Origin of the sequence: Phytopseudomonas argentinensis, from assembly GCF_900113905.1 — a bacterium.
GTDB lineage: Bacteria > Pseudomonadota > Gammaproteobacteria > Pseudomonadales > Pseudomonadaceae > Aquipseudomonas > Aquipseudomonas argentinensis.
Map to the genome: position 1 here is coordinate 39,499 of NZ_FORC01000005.1, position 22,987 is coordinate 62,485.

Here is a 22,987-nt window from a genome sequence, read left to right on the forward strand (position 1 = left end):
GTGCGTTTTCTCCCAGCCAACCTCGATACGCTGCTCGTCGAGCTGCAGGATCTCGACGAAACCCTGGCGCTGTTCGCTGCGCTGCAGGCCGAGCCTATCGCCGGGGTCGAGGAAATCGTCCCAGCGGCCCGTACCCTGCTGATCCAGTATCGGCCCAGCGCCGTCGACCGCCAGGCGTTGATCGAGGATCTCGCCCGCCGCGACCTGAGCCAGCGCAGCGCCCGTGAAAGCCGCCGCGTGGAAATTCCCGTGCACTACAACGGCGAGGACCTCGACGAAGTCGCCAGCCTGCTCGGCATAAGCCGTGAAGAAGTGGTGCGCCGCCACACCGGCGCCGATTACGAAGTGGCCTTCTGCGGCTTCGCTCCCGGCTTCGGCTACCTGACCGGCGGCGCCGACTTCCAGGTGCCGCGCCGGCAGACCCCGCGCACGCGCATTCCTGCCGGTGCCGTGGCCCTGGCCGGTAATTTCAGCGGCATCTACCCCAAGGCCAGCCCCGGTGGCTGGCAGATCATCGGCGTCACGCCGTTGCAGATGTGGAACCTGGGCCGCGACGAGCCTGCCCTGCTGCGCCCCGGCTACAAGGTGCGCTTCCAGGATGCCGGCCCGCTGCCGACTGGTGGCCTGCCAGTCCATGAACAAACGACGGCCAGCGAGCCGCCGGCCGGTGCCCACCTGGAAATTCTCAGCCCCGGCCTGCAAACGGTGTTGCAGGACCTGGGCCGCGCCGGCCATACCGACCAGGGCGTGTCGATGTCCGGCGCGCTGGATCGTGGTGCCCTGCGCGCCGCCAACCGTGCGGTGGGCAACGACTCGGCCCTCGCCTGCCTGGAAGTGGTGCTCGGTGGCCTGAGCTTCGTCTGCCACAGCCGCACGATTATCGCCGTCACCGGGGCGCAGACGCCCGTCACCGTGACCACCGCCAGTGGCCTGCAATGGCAGCCCGGTAATTACCAACCCATCGAACTGGATGACGGCGACCGCGTCAGCTTCGGTGCCCCTCAGGCCGGGCTGCGCAGCTACCTGGCGATTCGCGGCGGCTTTCAGGTGGCGCCGGTGCTGGGCAGCCTGTCCTACGACAGCCTGGCCCAGGTCGGCCCGCCGCCGCTCAAAGCCGGCGACCGGCTGGGCTTCAATGAAATCAGCGCGGGCACCAGCGTTTCGATAGCGGAAGATCCGGCTTTTGAACTGCCGACTGCCAAGGATGTGATCACCCTGGATGTGGTCATGGGGCCGCGCAGCGACTGGTTCACCCGGGCCGCCATCGAGCGCCTGAGCAGCCAGCTATGGCGCGTCACCCCGCAATCCAACCGGGTCGGCATTCGCCTCGAAGGCGAGGTGCCCCTGGAGCGTTGCAACCATGATGAGCTGCCCAGCGAAGGCACCTCACTGGGCGCCATCCAGGTGCCCGCCAGCGGCCAGCCGGTGCTGTTTCTCGCCGACCATCCGCTGACCGGCGGCTACCCGGTGATCGCCGCCGTGGCCAGCCACCATCTGGATCTGGCCGGGCAAATCCCCGTCAACGCGCAGATCCGCTTCAACCCGATCGAGGCGTTCGTCGAGCTCGAGCCCGACGCCTCCCTTCTCACTGCCGATGCGAAGAACCAACCATGAAAAAAGTCCTGATCGCCAACCGCGGTGAAATCGCCGTGCGCATCGCCCGCGCCTGCCGCGACCACGGTGTGGCCTCCGTGGCCGTGTATGCGAATGCCGATATCGATGCCCTGCACGTACGCCACGCCGACGAAGCCTATGGGCTGGACGGCGAGCGCCCGGCCGACACCTACCTGAATATCGAAAAGCTGCTGGCCATCGCCAAGCGTGCCGGCGCCGATGCCGTGCACCCCGGCTACGGTTTTCTCTCCGAGCGCGCCGACTTCGCCCGTGCCGTACAAGGCGCCGGGCTGATCTGGATTGGCCCGAACCCGGAAACCATCGACGTGCTCGGCGACAAGGTCGAGGCCCGCAAACTCGCCCAGCAGGTTGGCGCGCCCCTGGTGGCCGGCACCCCCGGCCCGGTGCAGAGCGCCGCCGAAGTGCTGGCCTTCGCCGAGCAGCACGGCCTGCCGATCGCCATCAAGGCCGCGTTCGGCGGTGGTGGGCGCGGCATGAAGGTCGCGTGGCGCATGGACGAAGTGGCCGAGCTGTATGCCTCGGCGGTGCGTGAAGCCGAGGCCGCCTTCGGCCGCGGCGAGTGCTTCGTCGAGCAGTTCCTCGACCGCCCGCGCCATATCGAAGCCCAGGTGATCGCCGATAGCCACGGCAACGTGGTGGTGGTCGGCACCCGCGACTGCTCGCTGCAACGCCGCAACCAGAAGCTGGTGGAGGAAGCGCCGGCCCCCTTCATCAGCGACGAGCAACGCCAGCGCATTCACCAGTCCGCGCACGACATCTGCGCCAAGGCCGGCTATGTCGGCGCCGGCACTGTGGAATACCTGCTCAGCGCCGACGGTACCCTGTCGTTCCTGGAGGTGAACACCCGCCTGCAGGTCGAGCATCCGGTGACCGAGGAAACCGCTGGCGTCGACCTGGTGATCGAACAGTTGCGTGTCGCCGATGGCCTGCCGCTGTCGTTCAGGGAGACGCCGACACCGCGCGGCCATAGCTTCGAATTCCGCATCAACGCCGAGGATGCCGGCAAGGGCTTTCTGCCCACCCCGGGCAAGATCAGCGAATTCCGCGCACCGAGTGGCCCGGGCGTGCGCCTGGACAGCGGCGTGGAAAGCGGCTCCAGCGTGCCCGGCACCTTCGACTCGATGATGGCCAAGCTGATCGTCACCGGCGCCACCCGCGAGCAGGCCATCGCCCGTGCGCGCCGCGCCCTGGTCGAGTTCCAGATCGAGGGCATCGCCTCGGTACTGCCCTTCCACCGCGCGGTGATGGATCACGAGGACTTCACCGGCGGGGGCTTCGCCGTGCACACGCGCTGGATCGAAACCGACTTCGCCGAGCAGATCACCCTGGCACCGCGTACCTTGCCGGTGGCCGGCGAGGCGGTGCTGCGTACCTTTATCGAGATCGACGGCAAGCGCCACGAACTGGGCCTGCCGAGCGCCCTGCTGCAAGGTCTGGCGCCGCTGGGCGGCAGCGCCCAGGTGGCTCAGGCAGCAACTGGCGCCGCTGCACCGGCTGCCGAAGAAGGCCTGGTCAGCGCGCCGATCTCCGGCAACCTGCACGCCTGGCTGGTCGAGGACGGCGCTCAGGTCAAAGCCGGTGAGGTGATCGCAGTGATGGAGGCGATGAAGATGGAAACCCAGGTCACCTCGCCGGGGAACGGCACCTTGCGCATCCGCGAACAGGCCGGGGCTTATCTGGAGGCCGGGGCGGCGTTGGCCAAGCTGGAAGGCTGAGATCAGCCCCGGGTATCGCTACGCTCCACCCGGGCTAAACCCGTGGGAGCGGGCCATGCCCGCAATTTCGCGCGCATGGCCCGCTCCCACAGGATGGAGACAACACGCGTCTGGCGCTCAAAAGAAAGGGCAGCCTGAGCTGCCCTTTCTTTCTATCGGTGTCGCTTAGAGCGTGCCCTGCTCCGCCAAGGCCACGGCCCTGAACATGGCGCGGCGCTTGTTGAGGGTTTCTTCCCACTCCAGCGCAGGTACCGAGTCGGCGACGATGCCGGCACCAGCCTGTACGTGCAGCTCGCCGTCCTTGATCACCGCGGTGCGGATGGCGATGGCGGTGTCCATATTGCCGTTCCAGGCGTAGTAACCGACTGCGCCGCCATAGACGCCGCGCTTGACCGGCTCCAGCTCGTCGATGATTTCCATGGCGCGAATCTTCGGTGCACCAGACAGGGTGCCGGCCGGCAGGATAGCGCGCAGGGCGTCCATCGAGGTCAGGCCCTGCTTCAGCTCGCCGGTGACGTTGGAGACGATGTGCATGACGTTGGAATAACGCTCGATGACCATCTTCTCGGTCAGCTTCACCGAGCCGATTTCCGAGACGCGGCCGGTGTCGTTGCGGCCCAGGTCGATGAGCATCAGATGCTCGGCGACTTCCTTGGCATCGGCCAGCAGGTCGTGTTCCAGCGCCAGGTCCTGCTCCTCGGTGGCGCCGCGCGGGCGGGTGCCGGCGATGGGCCGCACGGTGACCAGGTTGTCTTCGACGCGCACCAGCACCTCGGGCGACGAGCCGACCACGTGGAAGTCGCCGAAGTTGAAGAAGTACATATACGGCGTCGGGTTGATGCAGCGCAGCGCGCGGTACAGGTCGATGGGCGCGGCCTTGAAGGGGATCGACATGCGCTGGGAAATCACCACCTGCATGCAGTCGCCGGCCAGGATGTAATCCTTGATGGCGTCCACCGAACGTTCGTAATCCTCGCGGCTGAAGCTGGAGCGAAACGCCGGTTCCGCGCCCGCCGGTTTGTTCAGATCTACCCCCAGGCGCGGTGTGAATGGCTGACGCAGCTTGTGCAGGATGTCCTGCAACTGCTGCTGGCCACGGGCGAAGGCATCGGCCTCGGCCGGGTCGGCCAGCACAATGGCGTGCATCTTGCCGGCCAGGTTGTCGAACACCACCACCGCATCGGAGACGTTGAGCAGGATATCCGGCGTGCCCAGCGCATCGGGATTCACCCCATCGGCCAGCTTGGGCTCGACGTAACGCACGCTGTCGTAGGCGAAGTAGCCGACCAGGCCGCCATTGAAGCGCGGCAGGCCGGCGATGGTCGGCACCTTGTAGCGCGCCTTGAACTCCTCGACAAAGGCCAGCGGGTCGGCACAGTCATGACGCTCGACTTCCACGCCATCGGTGGTGATCACCACCTGGTGGCCATGCACTCGCAGCACGGTGCGCGCCGGCAGGCCGATGATCGAGTAACGGCCCCATTTCTCGCCGCCCTGTACCGATTCGAGCAGGTAGGAGTTGGGCGCATCGGCGAGCTTCAGGTAGATCGACAACGGGGTGTCGAAGTCGGCGATGGTTTCGCAGGCGAGCGGAACGCGGTTGTAGCCTTCGGCGGCCAAACGCAGGAATTCTTCGTGGATCATGATCAGCCTCGTGGCGTGAAAAATCGGTCAGGTGCAAACGGGCCGCGCGCAGCGGCAGGGAATGTCAGGCGCGCCAGCGCCAACGGGCCAGGGCCTTGATGACTTTCATCCAGAGTTTGCAGCTAACCACCACGGTGTGATCTCGACAGGCGGGGGAATAAGGAGAGCGGCCAAAGTAGCAGCTACACGCCAAGCGCTGCAAGCGGGGCAAAGCGATAGCTTGTAGGAGCGGATTTATCCGCGATCTTTATCGCCGGTTTCGCGGATAAATCCGCTCCCACAAAAGCCGAATGGCACAGCTAAGGATTCGTTAGAGCAATTCGGCGAGGCTATCGACCACCAGCTGCGGCGCTTCTTCAGCCACCGGACGACCGTGGTTGTAGCCGTAACTGACCGCCACGCAGGGTACGCCGGCCGCACGGGCGGCCAGCACGTCGCTGCGCGAATCACCGACGAACAGCGACTGTTCCTGACTGACACCGGCCAGGCGCATCACCTGCAGCAGGGCAGCCGGGTCGGGCTTCTGCTGCGGCAGGGTATCACCGCCGATGATCCAGCGGAAATAACCGCCCAGGCCGACCTGCTCCAGCAGCGGCGCGACGAAACGCTCCGGCTTGTTGGTCACCACCGCCAGTTCGACGGCAGCGGTGCTCAGGGCTTCGAGCAGCTCGTGCACGCCCGGGTAAAGGGTAATCAGCTCGTGGCAATCGGCATAGATATCGAGAAAGCGCGCCAGCGCCTCTTCGGTTTCAGCCTCGCCCACCGCCGAATGATCCAGGCCACCGGCCAGGGCACGACGCACCAGCACACGGGCGCCATTGCCGACCCAGTGGCGCACGCGCTCGACACCGGCAGGCTCGCGGCCTAGCTCGACCAACATGCGGTCGACGGCGGTGGCCAGGTCCGGCACCGAGTCGACCAGGGTGCCGTCCAGGTCGAACATCACCAGGCGCGGCAGCTCACCGGCGCACAGCGCGCGCAGCGGTTTCATCCACGCACCCCGGCCAGTTCGGCACGCATGGCGTCGATCACCGCTTTGTAGTCCGGCTGGTTGAAGATCGCCGAGCCAGCAACGAAGGTGTCGGCGCCCGCTGCGGCGATCTCGCGGATGTTCTGCACGTTCACGCCACCGTCGATCTCCAGGCGGATCTCGCGGCCGCTGGCGTCGATCAGCGCACGGGCTTCACGCAGCTTGTCGAGGGTGCCAGGGATGAACTTCTGCCCGCCGAAACCGGGGTTGACGCTCATCAAGAGGATCATGTCGACCTTGTCCATCACGTACTTGAGCACGTCCAGCGGGGTAGCCGGGTTGAACACCAGGCCGGCCTTGGCGCCACCGGCCTTGATCAGTTGCAGGGAGCGGTCGACGTGCTCACTGGCTTCCGGGTGGAAGGTGATGTACGAAGCGCCGGCCTCGATGAAGTCGCCAATGATGCGATCCACCGGCTTGACCATCAGGTGCGCGTCGATGGGCGCGGTGATGCCGTACTTGCGCAGCGCTGAGCAGACCATCGGGCCGATGGTCAGGTTGGGCACGTAATGATTGTCCATGACATCGAAATGCACGATGTCCGCCCCGGCGGCGAGTACGTTGTCCACCTCCTCACCCAGGCGGGCGAAGTCGGCGGAAAGGATCGACGGGGCGATGGCGAAGGGTTGCATGGCGCACCTCTGAGTGCTGGGTCACGGTGGCGCGCATTGTAACGGCAGATGCGCTGGATGGCAGCGCCGCCTGACGGCGGCGCGCGCAAATGCCTCAGCCTGGCACTGCGTAGCCTGCAGTTGCACGCAGCGATACCCAGGGCAGTCCCGGGTGTCGATGCGCTCGACCCGGGCTATCCCAGACTCAAGCGCTCCAAGGATCACTCGCCGGGAGGCAGATCCTTGGTAAAGGTCTGGTCGTTCTCGCCGCGGAACATCTGCGCTCCGTAGATCAGCGCGCACAGGCCGACGCCGATGGCGAAGGCCCAGCTGGCGCCCTTGATCGCCAGCACCGCGCCGATCACCCCGGCGATGCCCAGGTCACGCTGGCTACGCGCTTCCATGATGCCCAGGCGCACGCTGACGTACCCCTGGATCAGCAGGGTCAGCGCCAGCGCCACGCCGAGAATCGGCTGCAGCAGGGTGACCACCGGCAGCAGCAACAGCCCGGTGTTGGTGCCCCAGCGGAACGAGCCGACACCGCCGTAGATGGACTTCATCGCCTGGGCGCCGCCCTTGAAGCGCTCGGTGATCACCACCTGCATGGCCGCCCACTGCGGCCCGCACATGGCCACGTCGGGGCCGAATACGCTCATGAAGGCGTTGCGCCCACCGAAGATCAGGTGCGAGCGGTTGGGGTTGAAATCGATCTTCTCGTCAGTGCGCACCTTGCCGCCTTCCTCGAGGATCGCCTTGTTGCTGAGCACGTCGCCGAACACCACCAGGTAGGCGGCCAGCACCGTGGGCAGCGCGGTGACGAACATCATCAACGGCGGCATGCCGAGGCCGAACACGGTGTATTCGCGCCACAGGGTGACGAAGTCCGGCTTGCTGATGCCCCACTCGATGGTTGGCCACGGCGCCTCGCCAAAGATCGGCGCAACGAATACGGCCAGCAGGATGATCGGGAAGATGCCCAGCTTGGCGAAATTCCACCAGAAGCGGCTGCGCTTCTTGAGTTGCTGGAAGTGCAGGGAGAACACCAGATAGAAGGCGATGCCGACCGCGATGGAGATGGTCCAGGGAAAGGCGTCAAAGCGCCCGCCCTCCTTGAATACGGTGACCACTGCACTGAGACCGGCGCCCATGATGATGCCGGCCTTGAGCGCAGAAGGCACCAGCGACACCACCTTGCGCGCCATGCCGGTCATGCCCAGGCCAATGGAAAATATCCCCAGCATCAGCTGGAAGGCGATCAGCGCATGCACCCGCTCAGGGCCCTCCGGGAACTGGCTGCAGTAGGCCATCAGCAGGGGGATCGCCGGTGTGATCCAGCCCGGCACCACCGGATCGCCGAACAGATGGTGAGTCAGGTACAGCAGGCCGTTGAGCATGACCACCGCCAGCGCCACCTCGAACGGCATGCCGAGGAACTCGGTCATCAAGGGGATCGCCGCCAGATCCACCGCGCACATGAGCAGGCCTTGCATGTAGTCGGAGACTTCGAAGCGGTAATGAATGAAAGGCAGACGCAACTTGAATGGCCCAATCGGCCAATAGGGGGCTTCGACGCCCAGGTCTTGTTGATGCGGTTCGGACATGTGAATCACCCAATGTTATTAGAGTTGTAAGCAGCGAGCCCCGGGCGGGCCGGGGCTGTTAGTCAGGGATGTGAAACGGATTCAGTAAGCGGCGCGGTAGATCTGCTCGATGTCGCCGGCGGTCAGGCGCCGTGGGTTGTTGCGCATCAGCCGGTCGATCTTGCTGGCCTCCTCGGCCATGGCCGGGATGGCCTCCTCGGGCACGTTGAAGCTGCGCATGCCCTTGGGAATGTCGACGCCGGCGGACAGCTCGGCCATGGCTTCGACGGCCAGGTCGGCAGCTACCTTGTCGCTCAGACCAAAGGTCTGCACGCCAAGGGCGGCGGCGATCTCGGCCATGCGCTCGACGCAGGCCAGCTTGTTCCAGGCCATCACGTAGGGCAGCAGCAAGGCGTTGCTGACCCCATGGGCGATGTTGAAGCGCCCGCCCAATGGATAAGCCAGGGCATGCACGGCGCCGACCCCGGCGTTGCCGAAGGCCATGCCGGCCATCAGGCTGGCGGTGGCCATGTCTTCGCGCGCCTTGAGATCAGCCGGGTTGGCGTAGGCCTTGGGCAGCGCTTTGGCGATCAGCTTGATGGCGCCGATGGCCAGGGCGTCGGTGATCGGCGAGGCATTCACCGACAGGTAGGATTCCACGGCATGCACCAGGGCATCGACGCCGCTGGCGGCGGTCACGCTACGCGGGCAGGTCAGGGTCATCACCGGGCTGACCAGGGCCACGTCGGGCAGCAGATGGTCGCTGACGATGCCCTTTTTCAGCTGCGCCTGCTTGTCCGACAGGATCGACACGTTGGTCACTTCCGACCCCGTGCCGGCGGTGGTGGGGATGGCGATCAGCGGCGGGCCCTTGCGCTTGATCTGGTCGACGCCGAACAGCGTCTCCAGGGCGCCGTCATGACCGACATAGCCGGCCACCGCCTTGGCGATGTCGATGGCGCTGCCGCCGCCGACGCCGATCAGGCCATCGTGGCCGCCGTCTCGATAGACCTTGGCGCAGGCTTCGACGATGGCGATTTCCGGCTCAGGCTCGACGCCATCGAAGATGCCATAGGCGCCGAGTTGTTTAAGGACGTGATCGACGGTGCCCGACTTGATCAGGATGGCGTCGGTGACGATCAATGGATTGCTGATGTTCAGGCGGGGCAGCTCGTGCGCCAGCTGCTCGACGGCACCCTGGCCGGTGAGCAGCTTGTTGGCGATCTTGAAGGCGGAGGTAATCATCATCAGGCCCTTTTATGCATTGTCTTGCGGACGGGTTCGGGCCTGTCATAGCGATTCCTGTGCCAGCCTGGCGAAACCCTCGCTGTAGAAGGGTTGCGTCGATATGTCACAGGTTACCGAGATGGACTGGCGATCAACAAATGGATCAGGGGCCAGCTGTTTGATCCATTTCCCAATCAACCTTGTTCCCAGCGCTTCATCTTCTGTACCAGGGTCGCCTGGCTGAGGCCAAGGGCCTTGGCCGCCTCGCGGGTGGTCTTGTGCTGCACCAGCGCCTTGCGGATCAACCGCCTTTCGAGCTGCTCGACCTGCTTGCGCAATGGCAGGTTTTCATTGCCTGCCTCCGCGGCAGGCGCGCGCATTTCCTCGGGCAGGTCGAACAGTTCCACGGCCTCGCCCACGCAAGTGACCACCAGGCGCTCGACCAGGTTGATCAGCTCGCGGATGTTGCCGGGCCAGGCGTAGTCGGTGAGCGCATCGAGGGCTTCCAGCTCCCAGGTCAGCGCGCGGCCATAACGGCCATTGAATTCGGCCAGATAGAAGTCCAGCAGCGGCTGGATCTCGTCGGGCCGCTCGCGAAGGGCCGGGATATGGATCGGCACCACGTTGAGGCGGTAATAGAGATCGGCACGAAAGCGCCCGTCGGCGACCATCTGGCGCAGGTCATGGTGGGTGGCGGTGATGATGCGCACGTCCACCTCCTTGAGCTCCAGGCCGCCCACGGGAATGAAGCGGCTCTCCTCGATCACCTTGAGCAGCTTGACCTGCAGGGCCAGCGGCAGGTCGCCGATCTCGTCGAGAAACACCGTGCCGTGATGGGCCAGCTCGAGCAGCCCGCGCTTGCCCTTGCTGCCGGCGCCGGTGAAGGCGCCCGCCACGTAGCCGAACAGCTCGGCCTCGATCAGGTTCTCCGGCAGCGCGCCGCAGTTGAGTGCCAGGAACGGCTGGGCCGCGCGCGGGCTGCGCTTGTGGATGTACTGGGCGATCAGCGTCTTGCCAACGCCGGTTTCGCCTTGCAGCAGCACCTTGACGTCGCTGGCGGCCACCTGCCGGGCCTGGGCGAACAGGCGCCCCGAAGCCGGCAGCTTGGCCACCGGCGAGGCGTCGAGCAAATCGTCACGCTGGCCGGCGTGCAGCTTCGCGGTGCTGTTGCGCAACTGCTTGAGCTGCTGCAACTCGTCACGCTCGTGCTTGATGCGCAGCAGTTCGGTCATGTCGCGCACCGTGCTGACCACGTAGCGCACATGGCCGGCCGCATCGAGAATCGGCGTACCGCTGACCAGCAGGCGCTTGCCCTGGCTGACGCTCTGCATCAGCGACAGCGCCCTGCCCTCCTTGAGCACCCGCAGGGACACCGACTGGGAGATCACCCCCTGCTCCACCAACGCCTGCATGTGCTGGCCGACCACATCCTCGCTGCGCAGGCCGGTCAGCCGTTCGTAGGCACCGTTGACCTTGAGGGTGATGCCATCGGCGTCGGTGATGTAGACGCCGTCGTGCAGCGCGTCGAGCAACTCGCGAAAACTGGGATCGTTGAAATCCATGGGCTTTCCAGGACCGGGCAGAAAACCCGGGAGTGTACTCGCAGACGACGAAAGGCATGACAAAGGCGGGCAGCAAGCCGGCGGCCTGGCCGGTAGTGGCGGCATAAAAAAACCGCCGTAACCCAAGGGGCTGCGGCGGTTACGGCTAGGCCGTGAAAGCGCTTATTCGTTGACCTGGGTGCGCAGCTTCTCGCTGCGCCCGCGCAGCCACTCCAGGGTCAGCAGCAGCAGGATCGAGAAGCCGATCAGCAGCGTCGCCGCGGCGGCGATGGTCGGGCTGAGGTTCTCGCGGATGCCGCTGAACATCTGCCGCGGCAGGGTGACCTGCTCGGGGCCGGCGAGGAACAGGGTGACCACCACCTCATCGAACGAGGTGGCGAAGGCGAACAGCGCGCCGGAGATTACGCCCGGTGCGATCAGCGGCAGGGTCACCCGGCGGAACGCGGTGATCGGCGAGGCGCCGAGGCTGGCGGCAGCGCGCACCAGGTTGTAGTTGAAGCCCTGCAGCGTCGCCGACACGGTGATGATCACGAAGGGCACACCCAGTACCGCGTGCACCACGATCAGCGACAGGTAGCCGTTGGCCAGGCCCAGCGGTGCGAAGAACAGGTAGCTGGCGACACCGACGATCACCACCGGCACCACCATCGGCGAGATCAGCAGGCTCATCACCAGCGCCTTGCCGCGAAACTCCGAGCGGGTCAGGCCGATGGCCGCCAGGGTGCCGAGGATCATCGCCAGCACGGTCGCCGCCGGAGCGATGATCATGCTGTTCTTCAGCGCACGCATCCACCCGGCCGAGCCGAAGAAGTCCTCGTACCAGCGCATCGAGAACCCTTGCATGGGGTAGATCAGGAAGGTGCCGGAGTTGAACGACAGCGGCACGATGACCAGGATCGGCAACACCAGGAACAGCAGTACCAGGCCGCAGAGCAGACGCAGGCCGTAGTGCCAGGCGCGCTCGACGGGAGACATATAGGGGCTCAGCATTTCTTTATCTCCAGTAATCCGTTAGCCCAGACGCAGGCGACCCGCACCCACCAGCCAGCTGTACACCACGTAGAGCAGCAGCGTGGCGACCAGCAGCAAGCCGCCCAGCGCGGTGGCCATGCCCCAGTTGATTGTGGTGTTGGTGTAGAAGGCGACGAAGTAGCTGACCATCTGGTCGCTCGGGCTGCCGAGCAGCGCAGGCGTGATGTAGTAGCCGATAGACAGGATGAACACCAGCAGGCAACCGGCGCCGACACCGGCCAGGGTCTGCGGGAAGTACACCCGCCAGAAGCTGGCGAACGGGTGGCAGCCCAGGGAAATCGCGGCGCGCATGTAGGTAGGCGAAATGCCCTTCATGACGCTGTAGATCGGCAGGATCATGAACGGCAGCATGATATGCACCATCGAGATGTACACCCCGGCGCGGTTGAACACCAGCTCCAGCGGCTGGTCGATCAACCCCAGCTTGATCAGCGCCGAGTTGATCAGCCCGCCCGACTGCAGCAGCACGATCCAGGCCGCCACGCGCACCAGGATCGAGGTCCAGAACGGCAGCAGCACCATGATCATCAGCAGGTTGCCCTGGCGAGTCGGCAGGTTGGCCAAGAGATACGCCAGCGGATAGGCCAGCGCCAGGCAGATGGCGGTGATCACCGCGCCCATCCAGAAGGTGCGGGCGAAGATGTCGAGATAAATGGCTTGGTCCGGGGTGGTCTTGACCACGGCGCCGGAGTCGTCGACGCGATGGTCCAGCGCAGCGAGCAGGTAGTAGGACGTCCACGAGCTGCTGTTGCGGCGAATTACCTGCCAGTAGGCAGGGTCGCCCCAGCGCTCGTCGAAGGATTCCAGCGCATCCTTGTAGGAAGCAGGCTCGGCTTCGAATGGCAGCGAGCGGCCGGTCTTGGCCAGCAGGCTACGGTAGCCGGCCAGCTCCATGTTCAGGCGCTTGGACAGATCGCCTAGCTGCTGTTGTTCGCGGGCGGCGGCCAGGTCCAACGCCAGCGCCTTGTAGACCGGCTCTTCGGGCAGGCCGCGGCCGTCCCAGCTGTCGATGGCTTCGACGGTGCGCGGCAGCGAGCCGACCACGTCCGGGTTATCCACGCTGCGGTTGAGCAGCGCCACGATCGGCACCAGAAAGGTAAACACGAGAAACAGCACCAACGGCAGGATCAGCGCCTGGGATTTCAGGCGATTCATGCGCTCGGCGCGCGCCAGCCGCTGCTTGAGCGTAGGGCCGGCGACCTCGGCATTGGGCACTGCTAGGGCCATGGGATAACTCCGGTGAAGCCAATGAGAATTCGGGGGTGAAGCCGGAGCGCCGATACGCCAGCGCTCCGTGAAGCGAAGGGGCAAGGCACTCAGACCCTGCCCCGCTGCGTGCCGTTACTTGGCGGCCCAAGAGTTGAAACGCTGCTCCAGCACTTCGCCGAAGTCGGCCCAGAAGGCCACGTCCATGGCCACCTGGTTGGCGATGTTCTGCGGTGCGGTGGGCAGGTCGGCGGCGACCTTGGCGTCCAGCAGCTCGACGGCTTTCGGGTTCACCGGGCCGTAGGCGATGTTTTCCGAATAGGTCTTCTGGTTTTCCGGCTGCAGGGTGTAGGCGATGAACTTCATGGCCTCATCCTTGTTCTTGGCGCCTTTCGGGATGGCCCAGGCGTCGAAGTCATAGATGCCGCCGTCCCATACCACCTTCAGGCTGCTGCCTTCTTTCTGGGTGGCGGCGATGCGGCCGTTGTAGGCCGAGCTCATGACCACGTCACCGGAAGCGAGGTACTGTGGCGGCTGGGCGCCGGCCTCCCACCACTGGATGTACGGCTTGAGCTCGTCGAGTTTCTTGAACGCGCGCTCCTGGCCGTCCTTGCTCGCCAGCACCTTGTAGACGTCTTTCGGCGCAACGCCGTCGGCCATCAGGGCGAACTCGAGGGTGTATTTGGCGCCCTTGCGCAGGCCGCGCTTGCCCGGGAATTTCTTTACGTCCCAGAAATCTGCCCAACTCGTTGGCGCAGCGCTGAGCTTGTCAGCGTTGTAGGCCATCACGGTCGACCACACGAAGAAGCCGACGCCACACATCGACGCCGCGCCCGGCACCAGGGCCTTCTTGTCACCGACTACGGCGTAGTCGATCTCTTCGAAAAGGTCTTCGTCGCAACCACGGGCCAACTCAGGGGATTCCACCTCGACCAGATCCCAGGACACGCTGTTGGTGTCGACCATGGCTTTGACCTTGGCCATTTCACCGTTGTATTCGCCGGCGATGATCTTGCCGTTACCCGCCGCTTCCCACGGCTGGTAGTAGGCCTTGACCTGGGCATCCTTGTTGGCGCCACCGAAGTTGATGACGGTGAGGTCTGCAGCCTGAACCTGTGCAGCGCAAACCAGGCCCAGTGTCAGCGCGGAAAGGGAAAATAGCTTCGACATTTTTATGTTGGCTCCAAGTGCTGTGGTAAAGCGCAAAACGCCGATCATTCCGCCGACAGCGGATCGAGGGCGCGAACGTGCTCGACCTGCCAGCCGAGCGGGATCACATCACCGACCGCGAGCCCGGGATCGAGCTCGGCAATCGGGTGCTTGACGAAGAAATCGGTCTTGCCACAGACCTCCAGGCGCACGCGCACGTGGTCGCCCAGGTAGATGAATTCCGAGACACGCCCGGAGAAGCGGTTGTCGCAGCCCTCGGCCGCGTTGTTCAGGCGGATGCGCTCGGGGCGGATCGACAGGCTCACCGCGTCGCCCGGCTGGCCGACGTTGACGGCCAGGGCCTGGACCTTTTCACCGCGCCCCAGCTGCACGGTGCAGGTGTCGCCCGTGCGCTCGACCAGTTCGCCGGCGAAGCGGTTGTTCTCACCGATGAACTGGGCCACGAAGGTGTTGCGCGGCGACTCGTAGAGCTCGCGCGGCGGCGCGATCTGCTGGATCTCGCCCTGATGGAACACGGCGACGCGATCGGACATGGTCAGCGCTTCGCTCTGGTCGTGGGTCACGTAGACCACGGTCACGCCCAGACGCTGGTGGATGTGCTTGATCTCCATCTGCATGTGTTCGCGCAGCTGCTTGTCGAGCGCGCCCAGCGGCTCGTCCATCAGCACCAGCTGCGGCTCGAACACCAGGGCGCGGGCCAGGGCCACGCGCTGTTGCTGGCCGCCGGAGAGCTGCGCCGGATAACGGCCGGCGAAGGCGTCCAGCTGCACCATGGACAGCGAGCGTTTGACCTTCTCGCCGACGTCGGCCTTGCTCATGCCGCGCACACTCAGCGGGAACGCCAAGTTCTCGGCCACCGTCATGTGCGGGAACAGCGCGTAGTTCTGGAACACCATGCCGATATCGCGCTTGTGCGGCGGCACGTTGTTCAGGCGCTTGCCGGCCAGGGTGATCTCACCGGCGGTGGGCGTTTCGAAGCCGGCCAGCATCATCAGGCTGGTGGTCTTGCCGGAGCCGGACGGCCCGAGCAGGGTCAGGAACTCGCCTTTGCGAATATCCAGGTTGAGATCTTTGACGATCAGGTTCTCGCCGTCGTAGCTTTTTTGCACGCCACGAAAGCTGACCAGGATGTCGCTCGAAGAAGTGTCGCCCATCACCGCACCTGCCTGTTGTTCTACCGTGAGCCAAGACTAGAACCGGCGTTGGAGCCTGGAAATCGGGCGTGCTGACACTTTGCTATAAGGCAGGCGGAAAGGCGCTTGTAGGGCAATCCCTACAGCGATGTCGCGATTGGATAAGCGCCAGCGTGGCGAGCACTAAATGATGCAGCGCCGCACGGCGCAGGCTGTCGCGGATGGATAAGTAGCGCGCTCAGAGCCTGTTCAAAGTCTCGCGAGCTAGAGCAATGCAAGGCAAAAACAGGCGAGGACGCGGAGTTTACGAGCTGTAAATGAGCAGTCCGAGCCTGTTTTTAACGCGGCAGTGCCGACGCGCAGCAGACTTTAAACAGGTTCTCAGACCAGCTTGTGCTCGACCGCATAACGCACCAGATCCGCCACCGAGTGCAGGTTGAGCTTCTGCATCAGCCGCGCCTTGTGGGTGCTGATGGTCTTGCTGCTCAGCGCCAGGTGGGCGGCGATCTCGTTGACGCCCTCGCCCTGCACCAGGCGCTCGAACACCGAGAACTCGCGCTCCGACAGCAGCGCATGGGGCGGGCGCGAATCGGTCAGGCCGACTTCGAAGACCATGCGGTCGGCCAGATCGGGGTCGATGTAACGCCCGCCAGCGGCGACCTTGCGGATCGCGGTGAGCAGCAGGGCCGGGTCGCTGTCCTTGGTGGCGTACCCGGCAGCGCCGATCTTCAGAGCGCGGGCGGCCATCTGCGCTTCGTCATGCATCGACAGCACCAGAATCGCTGGGGGCTGGCTCAGCGCGCGGATCCGCGGAATTGCCTCCAGACCGTTGACGCCCGGCATGGAAATATCCAGCAGCACCACCTCGCAAGGCGTGCTGCGCAGGGTCTCCAGCAGCTGCTCGCCGTTGCTCGCCTCGCCGACCACCTGAAGGTCGCGGGCCATGCCGATCAACTGTTTGATGCCCTCGCGGACGATGGTGTGGTCTTCGGCCACCAGTACTCGGATCACGGGCTCAACCTCCTATTCATCGGGCGCACACTCGCTCAGCGGTACCCGCACGCGCAACAGAGTACCTTCGCCGGGCCGGCTGTCGAGGCTCAATTGTCCGCCGAGCATCAGCACCCGTTCGCGCATGCCGACCAGGCCGAAGGAATCGGCGCGCACGCTGGCCGGATCGAAACCGCGACCGTCATCGCTGATCGACAGGTGCAGGCTGTCGCCCAGCAGCTCCAGACGCACCGTCACCGTATGCGCTTCGGCGTGGCGCATGACGTTGGTCAGCGCCTCCTGAAGAATGCGGAACAGCCCGGTGGCCTTGGCGTCGCTCAGCGGCGGCAGGTGTTCGGGCACATCGACCAGGCAGGGGATCTGCGTGCGCGCCTCGAAACGCCGGGCCTGCCATTCGATGGCCGAGGCGATGCCGGCATCCAGGATCGGCGGTCGCAGGGCGGTGGCCACGTCACGTACCAGCTGGAACAGGTTGGCGATCAGCTTCTTCATGTTGTCCAGGCGCTCGCGCAGACCGGGGTCGAGGTTGGCAAAGCCCAGCTCGCACATCGAGGTTTCCAGCTTGAGCACCGTGAGCACCTGGCCCAACTCGTCGTGTACCTCGCGGGCGATGCGGGCCTTTTCCTCTTCACGCACGCTTTCCAGGTGCGCGGACAGATCACGCAAGCGCACCTGGGATTCGGCCAGCGCCAGCTCGTTGCGCTTGTTGTCGCTGATGTCCCAGACCACGCCGTCCCAGATCACCCGGCCATCGGCCAGGCGACGCGCCATGGCCTTGATATCAACCCAGCGCGACTCGCCGGACTGGGTGAGCATGCGGCCTTGCCAGTGCCAGTCGCTGTCGCTGTCGAAGGCCTGATCCTGCACGCGGTGGTAATCGGCCTTGTCGTCCGGGTGCACCAGGCTGCGCAAGCCGTGATCGGGCGCCAGCAGTGTCGATGCCCGATAACCGACCAGGCTTTCACTGCCCTCGCCGATAAACGCGAACAGCGCCGGATCGCCCGGCCGCGCGCGCTCCAGGCGAAACACCACGCCCGGCACGTTGGAGGCGATGCCCTGCAGCCGCGCCTCGCTTTCCTGCAAGGCGGCCAGGGCGCGACGGCGCTCGGTCACATCGGTGATGAAGACCACCAGGTATTCGGTATCGCGGTACTGCAGAAAGCTCAGCGACACGTCGACCGGCAAGCGGCTGCCATCGGCGCGCAGGCACTCGGTCTCGAAGCTCGGCGGCCCTTCGTCGCCCTTGCGTGCCAGGCGCCACAGGTTGAGCCAGCGATCCATGCTCATGTCCGGTTCGAAATCGCGCAGCGGCCGATCCACCAGACCGCCGCTGTGGCAGCCCAGCATGGCCTCGGCGGCATGGTTGGCGTAGCGCACGTGGCTGTCCCAGTTGACCCAGAGAATGCCGACCGTGCTGTTGTCGATGGAGAATTGCGACAGCCGCAAGGCATCACGGGCGATCTCGCGCAGCTCGACTTCGTGGCGCGCGGCAAGCAGGCGAAATTCGAGGGTGTCGCGCTGGCGCCGCAGCCACAGTGCCAGCACCACTGCGAACATCAGCAACAGGCCGAGCAGCAGGCTGATCCCGCGCCAGAAGCTTGCCGAGCTTTCCTGTTCCAGGTAGCTCGGCGGCAACCAGCGGTTGTGCAGATCATCAAGATCGCGCGCCGACACGCTGCGCAGGGCGACGTCGATGATTGTCGACAACTCTGGCAGGTCGCGCCGCGTGGCCACGCGCAGCAGCTGCGGGAAACCGATATCACCGACGATGGCCAGGCCCAGGAACTCCGGCTCCCGGGACAGGCGCCCCAACTGCGCCTCATCGAGTACCGCATAGCTGGCCTGCTGATTGACGACTCGCTGCAGCGCCTGGCGCGGTGAAAGGGTGACCTCCAGCTTGAGCTTCGGGTAACTGCTGCGCAGGTAGTCGAGCACGGCATCGGTGCCTTTCAAAGCGACCGGTAAGCGCTCGTCAAGTTGCTCGAGGTCGACCGTGCCACTGCCGTCACGCTCCCCGACCAACAGATGCGAGACACGCAGAAAGGGATCGGAAAACACCCAGCGGCGCAATCCGGCCGGGGTCTGGCTGAGCCCTGCGGCCAGATCGATTTGATCGTTCAGAAGCGCCTGCTCGAGCTCCTCCGGCGTCTGGAAGGTGCGCCAGCGCACCTGTACGCCCATCAGTGCGGCCAGGGTATTGACGATTTCCACGTTGGCACCGGTCAAGCGGTGCAAGCGCCGGTCGAGCTGGGCATAGGGCGGCTGCAGCACCACGCCGGCGCGTAGCACCGGGTTGGCCGCCAGCCACTGCTGCTGCGCGGCATCGAAGATGGCCGCCGGCGCCGCTGGCGGCTGGTCCGCCCACAGTGTCGTGGGCAGGCTCAGTATCAGGAGGAACAACCAGCGGTGGATCATGCACAGGCACCGAGAACGATGGTGAGGCCGCACGGCAAGCCTGTGCGGCAGACACCGCATTAAGCTACATCCGGATCTGACAAATCCACGACAACTGAATTAGGCTGGCCTTATCCAGCACCTTTCGGGCTTTGCCATGACGCGCCTTCCACATCTAACCCGCTACGCTCTGTACCTGACCTTGCTGGCCTGCCCCCTGGTCGGGCACGCCACGCAGAGCCCGCCCCCCACCGAGGCTGCCGACAAGGATGAGGCCAAGCCCGCGCAGCGGGCACCCCTGACCGAACGCAGCGACCTCGAAGCCGCGGCCCTGGAACGCCAGCTGGCCGCCAGCGAACAGCAGCAGCTCAACGCTGCCGGCACGACCTTTCTGGCCCTCTGGCGACCGGCCAACGACACCGCACCCATGGGTGCGGTGATCCTGATTCCAGGGGACGAAGAAAGTGCCGACGCCCCCCCAACCGTGGGCCCGCTACGACGCAGGTTGCCCGACGCCGGCTGGCACAGCCTGAGCCTGAGCCTGCCGGATCCGCAGGGCGCCAATCTGCCCGTGCGCCCCGCCGCGCCGCCCGCGAGCGGCGACGGCAAACCTGCCGAGGCCCCAGCTGAAAAGGCCCCGGAGCCTGTCACGCCGGCACCATCGAGCGAGGCACCACCAACTGACGCCGAAGCGGCCCGCGCCGCCCATGTCGAGCGGGTGTTCGCGCGTATCGATGCCGGCGTTGCCTTCGCCGGCCAACAGCAGGCCAAGGTCGTGGTGCTGCTCGGCCACGGCAGTGGCGCGTACTGGGCGGCACGCTACGTCGTCGAACGCAAGCCGGCCAACCTGACCCATCTGGTACTGGTCGATACCCGCCAGCCGGAAGGCTTCGATGCGCCGTTCAACGACCTACTCGGGCAACTGACCGGCAAGGTCGGCGATTTCTATTACCGCGACAGCGCCGGCGCACGACAGGCGGCGCTGGCTCGCAAGCAACTCAGTCAGCGGCAGAAACAGCCCGTCCTGGTGCAGGTCAGCCTGGATGCCTTGCCGGGCAATCCTGATGTGGCCCAGGAACAGCTTTTTCGCCGCCTGCGCGGCTGGCTGGACAAGCACGCCGGTGGCGCCAAGTAGCCGCCAGGCTGCCTAGGGTCTGCTGACGTTTCACACACGGCCGCGCCGGAGCCCGTTTTGCCGCGAGGCAAGGCACGAGCCGCGAAGTTTGGCGGGCCAAATGAGCCGGCGAGAAACGCAGCATCGCGGCAAAACGGGCCCGGCCCTACGGGCCCGGCCCTACGGGTGGGGCCGCCTAGGTTGCGCGGGAAATCTCGCCATGCGTCGTTGGAGGACTTGGCAAGGGAAAACGCGGACGGCTAGTCCATTCCCTGCGTCCTCCGCCTAGCGGATCGCCGCCCGGCCTGGCGAAATTTCTCGCGGCAACGCGGCTCGCGTTGAAACGTCAACAGACCCTACCGGAAGCCGCGGCGCTGGCGAATCAGCGCGTAGGCATTGTGCAGTTCGCGGGTCGCTTCGGTGGCCTCACGCACTTTCTCGGGTGCCGCACCGCTGCCGGCCATCTTGTCCGGGTGATGGCGGCTGAGCAGGCGGCGGTAGGCCTTCTTGATCTGCTGTACATCACTGTCTGCCGTCACCCCGAGCAGGCGCAGGGCCTGCTGATAGGGGTCGGCAGCCGCGGTCGGCGGCCCACGACGCGGCGCGTAGCCGGCGCTCAGCGCCTCCTGGGCCTCGGCGGAAACGCCCAGCCATTTGCCCCATAACAGGATCAACTCGCGCTCGGCCTGGCCCACCTTGCCGTCGGCCCAGGCCATCCGCCAGCAGGCACGCAACAGCTCCTGGGCCTCGCCGCGGCGACGTTGCAAGGGGCCGCGCAGGTTGTCCTGGCCGGTCTTGCCGCGCGAGAAAGCTTCGATGGCTGCCGCCCTGCCCGCCTCGCCCAAGGCCTGGCGCTGCATCTCTGCACGGGCCTGGCGGATGTGCGCCTGCTGCACCACGCCATCGCTCTTGGCCAGGCGACCGAGCATGACGAACAGCAAGGCGTCGTCATTCACCGCAGATTTGCCAACCAGCCGCTCACCCAGGGTCTTCCAGCCACGCAGCCCCAGGCGCCGATCCAGCACCTGACCGAGCAGGCCACCGAGCAGCAGACCGGGAATGCTCGCCAGGGCGAAGCCGGCCAGCGCCCCCACTAACGTCAGCGGCCAGTACATATCAGCGCTCGCCCTGCAGCAGAGATTCCACTTCGGCCAGCCGTTCATGGGTGCCGACATCCACCCAGCGGCCGGTAAAGTGTTCACCCGTCACCTGGCTGCCTGCCATCGCCGCCCTCAATAATGGCGCGAGCTTAAACGCGCCGGGCTGGCTGCCGGCGAACAGCGCTGGGCTGAGCACGGCGATACCGCTGTAGGTCAGGCTGGCGTCATCGACTGTGGCATCCGCCACCCGGCCGTCGGCGAGGCTAAAGTCGCCTGCCGGATGGTGGGCCGGATTGTTCACCAGAACCAGATGAGCCTTTTCGGAAAATGGTCTGCGCAAAGCCGAGAAATCGTAGTCGGTGAAAATGTCGCCATTGACCACCACGAAGGGCTCCTCGCCAAGCAGTGGCAGCGCCTTGAAAATACCGCCGCCGGTTTCCAGCGGCTCGCCTTCGGCCGAGTAGCGAATGTGCACGCCGTAGCGCTCGCCGTCGCCCAGATAGTCCTCGATCTGCTGACCGAGCCAGGCATGATTGATCACCAGTTCGCTGAAGCCTGCGCGCGCCAAAGCCCGCACGTGATACTCGATCAACGGCACCCCGGCCGCCCGCACCAGCGGCTTGGGCGTGTGCAAGGTCAGGGGCCGCAGGCGCTCGCCCTTGCCGGCGGCAAGAATCATCGCCTTCATCGAGCAGCCTCCGCAGCGCCCTTGAGCTGGGCGATCAGCTCGCCGAGCTCGGCCAGTTCCGGTCGCCGCTCGAGCACCGCGTCGATATAGGCGAAGAAACGTGGCACGTCGGCCAGGTAACGGGGCTTGCCGTCGCGGTGGCAGATGCGCGCGAAGATGCCGATTACCTTGAGGTGGCGCTGTACACCCATCAGGTCGCTGGCGCGCAGGAACTCCTGCAGCTCATCCGGTACCGCAATGCCGGCGGCGCGCGCCTTGTGCCAATAGGCTTCCAGCCAGCCCTGCACACGGGCCTCTGGCCAGCTGAGAAAGGCGTCCTTGAACAGGCTGGTGATGTCATAGGTGACCGGGCCGTAGACGGCATCCTGGAAATCCAGCACCCCGGGGTTGGGTGCGCTGAGCATCAGGTTGCGCGGCATGTAGTCGCGATGCACCAGCACCTTGGGCTGGGCCAGGGCGCTGTCGATCAACAGCGTGCAGATACGCTGCCAGGCTTCCTGCTGCTTGGCATCGAGGGCTAGGCCCAGTTCCCGGGCGACATACCAATCCGGAAACAATTGCAGCTCACGGCGCAACAATGCGTCATCGTAGTGCGGCAACCCGGCATCCATCGGCAACTGCTGATAGGCCAGCAAGGCGTCGATGGCTGGGTCGAACAGGCTGTCGGCATTGTCGCTGTCGATCACTTCCAGGTAAGTCTGGCGGCCTAGATCGCTGAGCAGCAGGAAGCCCTCTTCGAGATTCGCAGCATGGATATGCGGCACGTTCAGGTTGGCCCGTGCCAGCAGATTGGCCACCTCGACGAAGGGCTGGCAATTCTCCTGGGGCGGTGGTGCGTCCATCACGATCAGGCTGCGCCCGGCCGCCTCCCAGCGGAAATAACGACGAAAACTGGCATCGCTACTGGCCGGCTGCAGCGCGGCATCCGGCACCGTCCCCCAGCCCTTGGTAGCGAACAGGGCCTGCAGCTGCGGCTCGAGCCATTGCTGAAGGCGTTGCAGACGTACATCTTGATCAGGCATTGCAAGGGTCTCCGACGGCGCTAGCCGTTGCGCGGGTCATGCTTTATTATCCAGCATCTTTTTCAGCCCATCGAGAGGCGTGCGGCCCCTGGGCCAAAAGCGCACAGGAAGCC

General features: G+C 65.4%; 17 protein-coding genes and 1 pseudogene. 3 read left to right on the top strand and 15 right to left on the bottom strand.

All coding sequences use genetic code 11. The features are described 5' to 3' along the window. Complete coding sequence (locus BM154_RS20775) at nt 1–1,614, top strand: 5-oxoprolinase subunit B/C family protein (RefSeq protein ID WP_074888894.1); 1,614 nt, start codon at nt 1–3, stop codon at nt 1,612–1,614. Next, nucleotides 1,611–3,350: an acetyl/propionyl/methylcrotonyl-CoA carboxylase subunit alpha gene (locus BM154_RS20780; protein WP_074888897.1), complete on the top strand. Its 1,740-nt coding sequence runs from the start codon at nt 1,611–1,613 to the stop codon at nt 3,348–3,350. The genes BM154_RS20775 and BM154_RS20780 overlap by 4 nt, the downstream gene beginning before the upstream one ends. 165 nt (nt 3,351–3,515) lie before the next feature. Here the strand turns inward: BM154_RS20780 and trpE are convergent, their stop codons facing one another. From trpE to BM154_RS20840, 12 genes and pseudogenes are all read right to left on the bottom strand, one after another. Next, nucleotides 3,516–4,994: an anthranilate synthase component I gene (gene trpE / locus BM154_RS20785; protein ID WP_074888900.1), complete on the bottom strand. Its 1,479-nt coding sequence runs from the start codon at nt 4,992–4,994 to the stop codon at nt 3,516–3,518. A 64-nt stretch (nt 4,995–5,058) separates the two neighbouring features. Beyond that, nucleotides 5,059–5,985: pseudogene (locus BM154_RS20790) on the bottom strand (phosphoglycolate phosphatase). Continuing rightward, nucleotides 5,982–6,656 (bottom strand): ribulose-phosphate 3-epimerase, encoded by a 675-nt coding sequence (gene rpe / locus BM154_RS20795; protein WP_074888905.1) that lies wholly within the window; start codon nt 6,654–6,656, stop codon nt 5,982–5,984. Before rpe ends, BM154_RS20790 begins: the two are co-directional and overlap by 4 nt. A gap of 200 nt (nt 6,657–6,856) precedes the next feature. Continuing rightward, nucleotides 6,857–8,236, bottom strand: a complete 1,380-nt coding sequence (locus BM154_RS20800) for a hypothetical protein (protein WP_074888907.1) — start codon at nt 8,234–8,236, stop codon at nt 6,857–6,859. 81 nt (nt 8,237–8,317) lie between these two features. Beyond that, nucleotides 8,318–9,460, bottom strand: coding sequence for an iron-containing alcohol dehydrogenase (locus BM154_RS20805; protein WP_074889254.1), 1,143 nt, complete (start codon nt 9,458–9,460; stop codon nt 8,318–8,320). A 176-nt stretch (nt 9,461–9,636) separates the two neighbouring features. Then, complete coding sequence (locus BM154_RS20810; protein ID WP_074888909.1) at nt 9,637–11,004, bottom strand: sigma-54 interaction domain-containing protein; 1,368 nt, start codon at nt 11,002–11,004, stop codon at nt 9,637–9,639. 162 nt (nt 11,005–11,166) lie between these two features. Further along, entirely contained in the window at nt 11,167–11,994 is an 828-nt protein-coding gene (locus tag BM154_RS20815) for an ABC transporter permease (RefSeq protein ID WP_074888910.1), read from the bottom strand. A 21-nt stretch (nt 11,995–12,015) separates the two neighbouring features. Next, nucleotides 12,016–13,263: an ABC transporter permease gene (locus tag BM154_RS20820; RefSeq protein ID WP_074888913.1), complete on the bottom strand. Its 1,248-nt coding sequence runs from the start codon at nt 13,261–13,263 to the stop codon at nt 12,016–12,018. A gap of 114 nt (nt 13,264–13,377) precedes the next feature. After that, nucleotides 13,378–14,412, bottom strand: coding sequence for an ABC transporter substrate-binding protein (locus BM154_RS20825; protein ID WP_074888915.1), 1,035 nt, complete (start codon nt 14,410–14,412; stop codon nt 13,378–13,380). 44 nt (nt 14,413–14,456) lie between these two features. Further along, nucleotides 14,457–15,566, bottom strand: coding sequence for an ABC transporter ATP-binding protein (locus tag BM154_RS20830; protein WP_074888919.1), 1,110 nt, complete (start codon nt 15,564–15,566; stop codon nt 14,457–14,459). 360 nt (nt 15,567–15,926) lie between these two features. After that, nucleotides 15,927–16,556 (bottom strand): response regulator, encoded by a 630-nt coding sequence (locus BM154_RS20835; protein WP_074888924.1) that lies wholly within the window; start codon nt 16,554–16,556, stop codon nt 15,927–15,929. 12 nt (nt 16,557–16,568) lie between these two features. After that, nucleotides 16,569–18,971 (bottom strand): PAS domain-containing sensor histidine kinase, encoded by a 2,403-nt coding sequence (locus BM154_RS20840; protein ID WP_074888927.1) that lies wholly within the window; start codon nt 18,969–18,971, stop codon nt 16,569–16,571. A gap of 136 nt (nt 18,972–19,107) precedes the next feature. Between BM154_RS20840 and BM154_RS20845 the strand changes: the two genes are divergently transcribed. Next, on the top strand, nt 19,108–20,085 hold the full coding sequence (locus tag BM154_RS20845; protein WP_083414623.1) for an alpha/beta hydrolase family protein: 978 nt from the start codon (nt 19,108–19,110) through the stop codon (nt 20,083–20,085). 335 nt (nt 20,086–20,420) lie between these two features. Here the strand turns inward: BM154_RS20845 and BM154_RS20850 are convergent, their stop codons facing one another. Genes BM154_RS20850 through BM154_RS20860 form a run of 3 tightly spaced genes read right to left on the bottom strand, consistent with a single transcriptional unit; the run spans nt 20,421 to nt 22,874 of the window. After that, nucleotides 20,421–21,179, bottom strand: coding sequence for a DnaJ domain-containing protein (locus tag BM154_RS20850; RefSeq protein WP_074888929.1), 759 nt, complete (start codon nt 21,177–21,179; stop codon nt 20,421–20,423). A 1-nt stretch (nt 21,180) separates the two neighbouring features. Next, on the bottom strand, nt 21,181–21,852 hold the full coding sequence (murU, locus tag BM154_RS20855; RefSeq protein ID WP_074888932.1) for an N-acetylmuramate alpha-1-phosphate uridylyltransferase MurU: 672 nt from the start codon (nt 21,850–21,852) through the stop codon (nt 21,181–21,183). Next, a complete protein-coding gene (locus BM154_RS20860; protein WP_074888937.1) occupies nt 21,849–22,874 on the bottom strand; it encodes an aminoglycoside phosphotransferase family protein in 1,026 nt (341 codons plus the stop codon). Before BM154_RS20860 ends, murU begins: the two co-directional genes overlap by 4 nt. Nucleotides 22,875–22,987: the final 113 nt, after the last annotated feature.

Coding starts and splice junctions, on each gene's coding strand:
- BM154_RS20780 (WP_074888897.1), top strand. CDS start 1,611: ATGAAAAAAGTCCTGATCGCCAACCGCGGTGAAATCGCCGTGCGCATC.
- trpE (WP_074888900.1), bottom strand. CDS start 4,994: ATGATCCACGAAGAATTCCTGCGTTTGGCCGCCGAAGGCTACAACCGC.
- rpe (WP_074888905.1), bottom strand. CDS start 6,656: ATGCAACCCTTCGCCATCGCCCCGTCGATCCTTTCCGCCGACTTCGCC.
- BM154_RS20800 (WP_074888907.1), bottom strand. CDS start 8,236: ATGTCCGAACCGCATCAACAAGACCTGGGCGTCGAAGCCCCCTATTGG.
- BM154_RS20805 (WP_074889254.1), bottom strand. CDS start 9,460: ATGATTACCTCCGCCTTCAAGATCGCCAACAAGCTGCTCACCGGCCAG.
- BM154_RS20810 (WP_074888909.1), bottom strand. CDS start 11,004: ATGGATTTCAACGATCCCAGTTTTCGCGAGTTGCTCGACGCGCTGCAC.
- BM154_RS20815 (WP_074888910.1), bottom strand. CDS start 11,994: ATGCTGAGCCCCTATATGTCTCCCGTCGAGCGCGCCTGGCACTACGGC.
- BM154_RS20820 (WP_074888913.1), bottom strand. CDS start 13,263: ATGGCCCTAGCAGTGCCCAATGCCGAGGTCGCCGGCCCTACGCTCAAG.
- BM154_RS20825 (WP_074888915.1), bottom strand. CDS start 14,412: ATGTCGAAGCTATTTTCCCTTTCCGCGCTGACACTGGGCCTGGTTTGC.
- BM154_RS20830 (WP_074888919.1), bottom strand. CDS start 15,566: ATGGGCGACACTTCTTCGAGCGACATCCTGGTCAGCTTTCGTGGCGTG.
- BM154_RS20840 (WP_074888927.1), bottom strand. CDS start 18,971: ATGATCCACCGCTGGTTGTTCCTCCTGATACTGAGCCTGCCCACGACA.
- BM154_RS20845 (WP_083414623.1), top strand. CDS start 19,108: ATGACGCGCCTTCCACATCTAACCCGCTACGCTCTGTACCTGACCTTG.
- BM154_RS20850 (WP_074888929.1), bottom strand. CDS start 21,179: ATGTACTGGCCGCTGACGTTAGTGGGGGCGCTGGCCGGCTTCGCCCTG.
- murU (WP_074888932.1), bottom strand. CDS start 21,852: ATGAAGGCGATGATTCTTGCCGCCGGCAAGGGCGAGCGCCTGCGGCCC.
- BM154_RS20860 (WP_074888937.1), bottom strand. CDS start 22,874: ATGCCTGATCAAGATGTACGTCTGCAACGCCTTCAGCAATGGCTCGAG.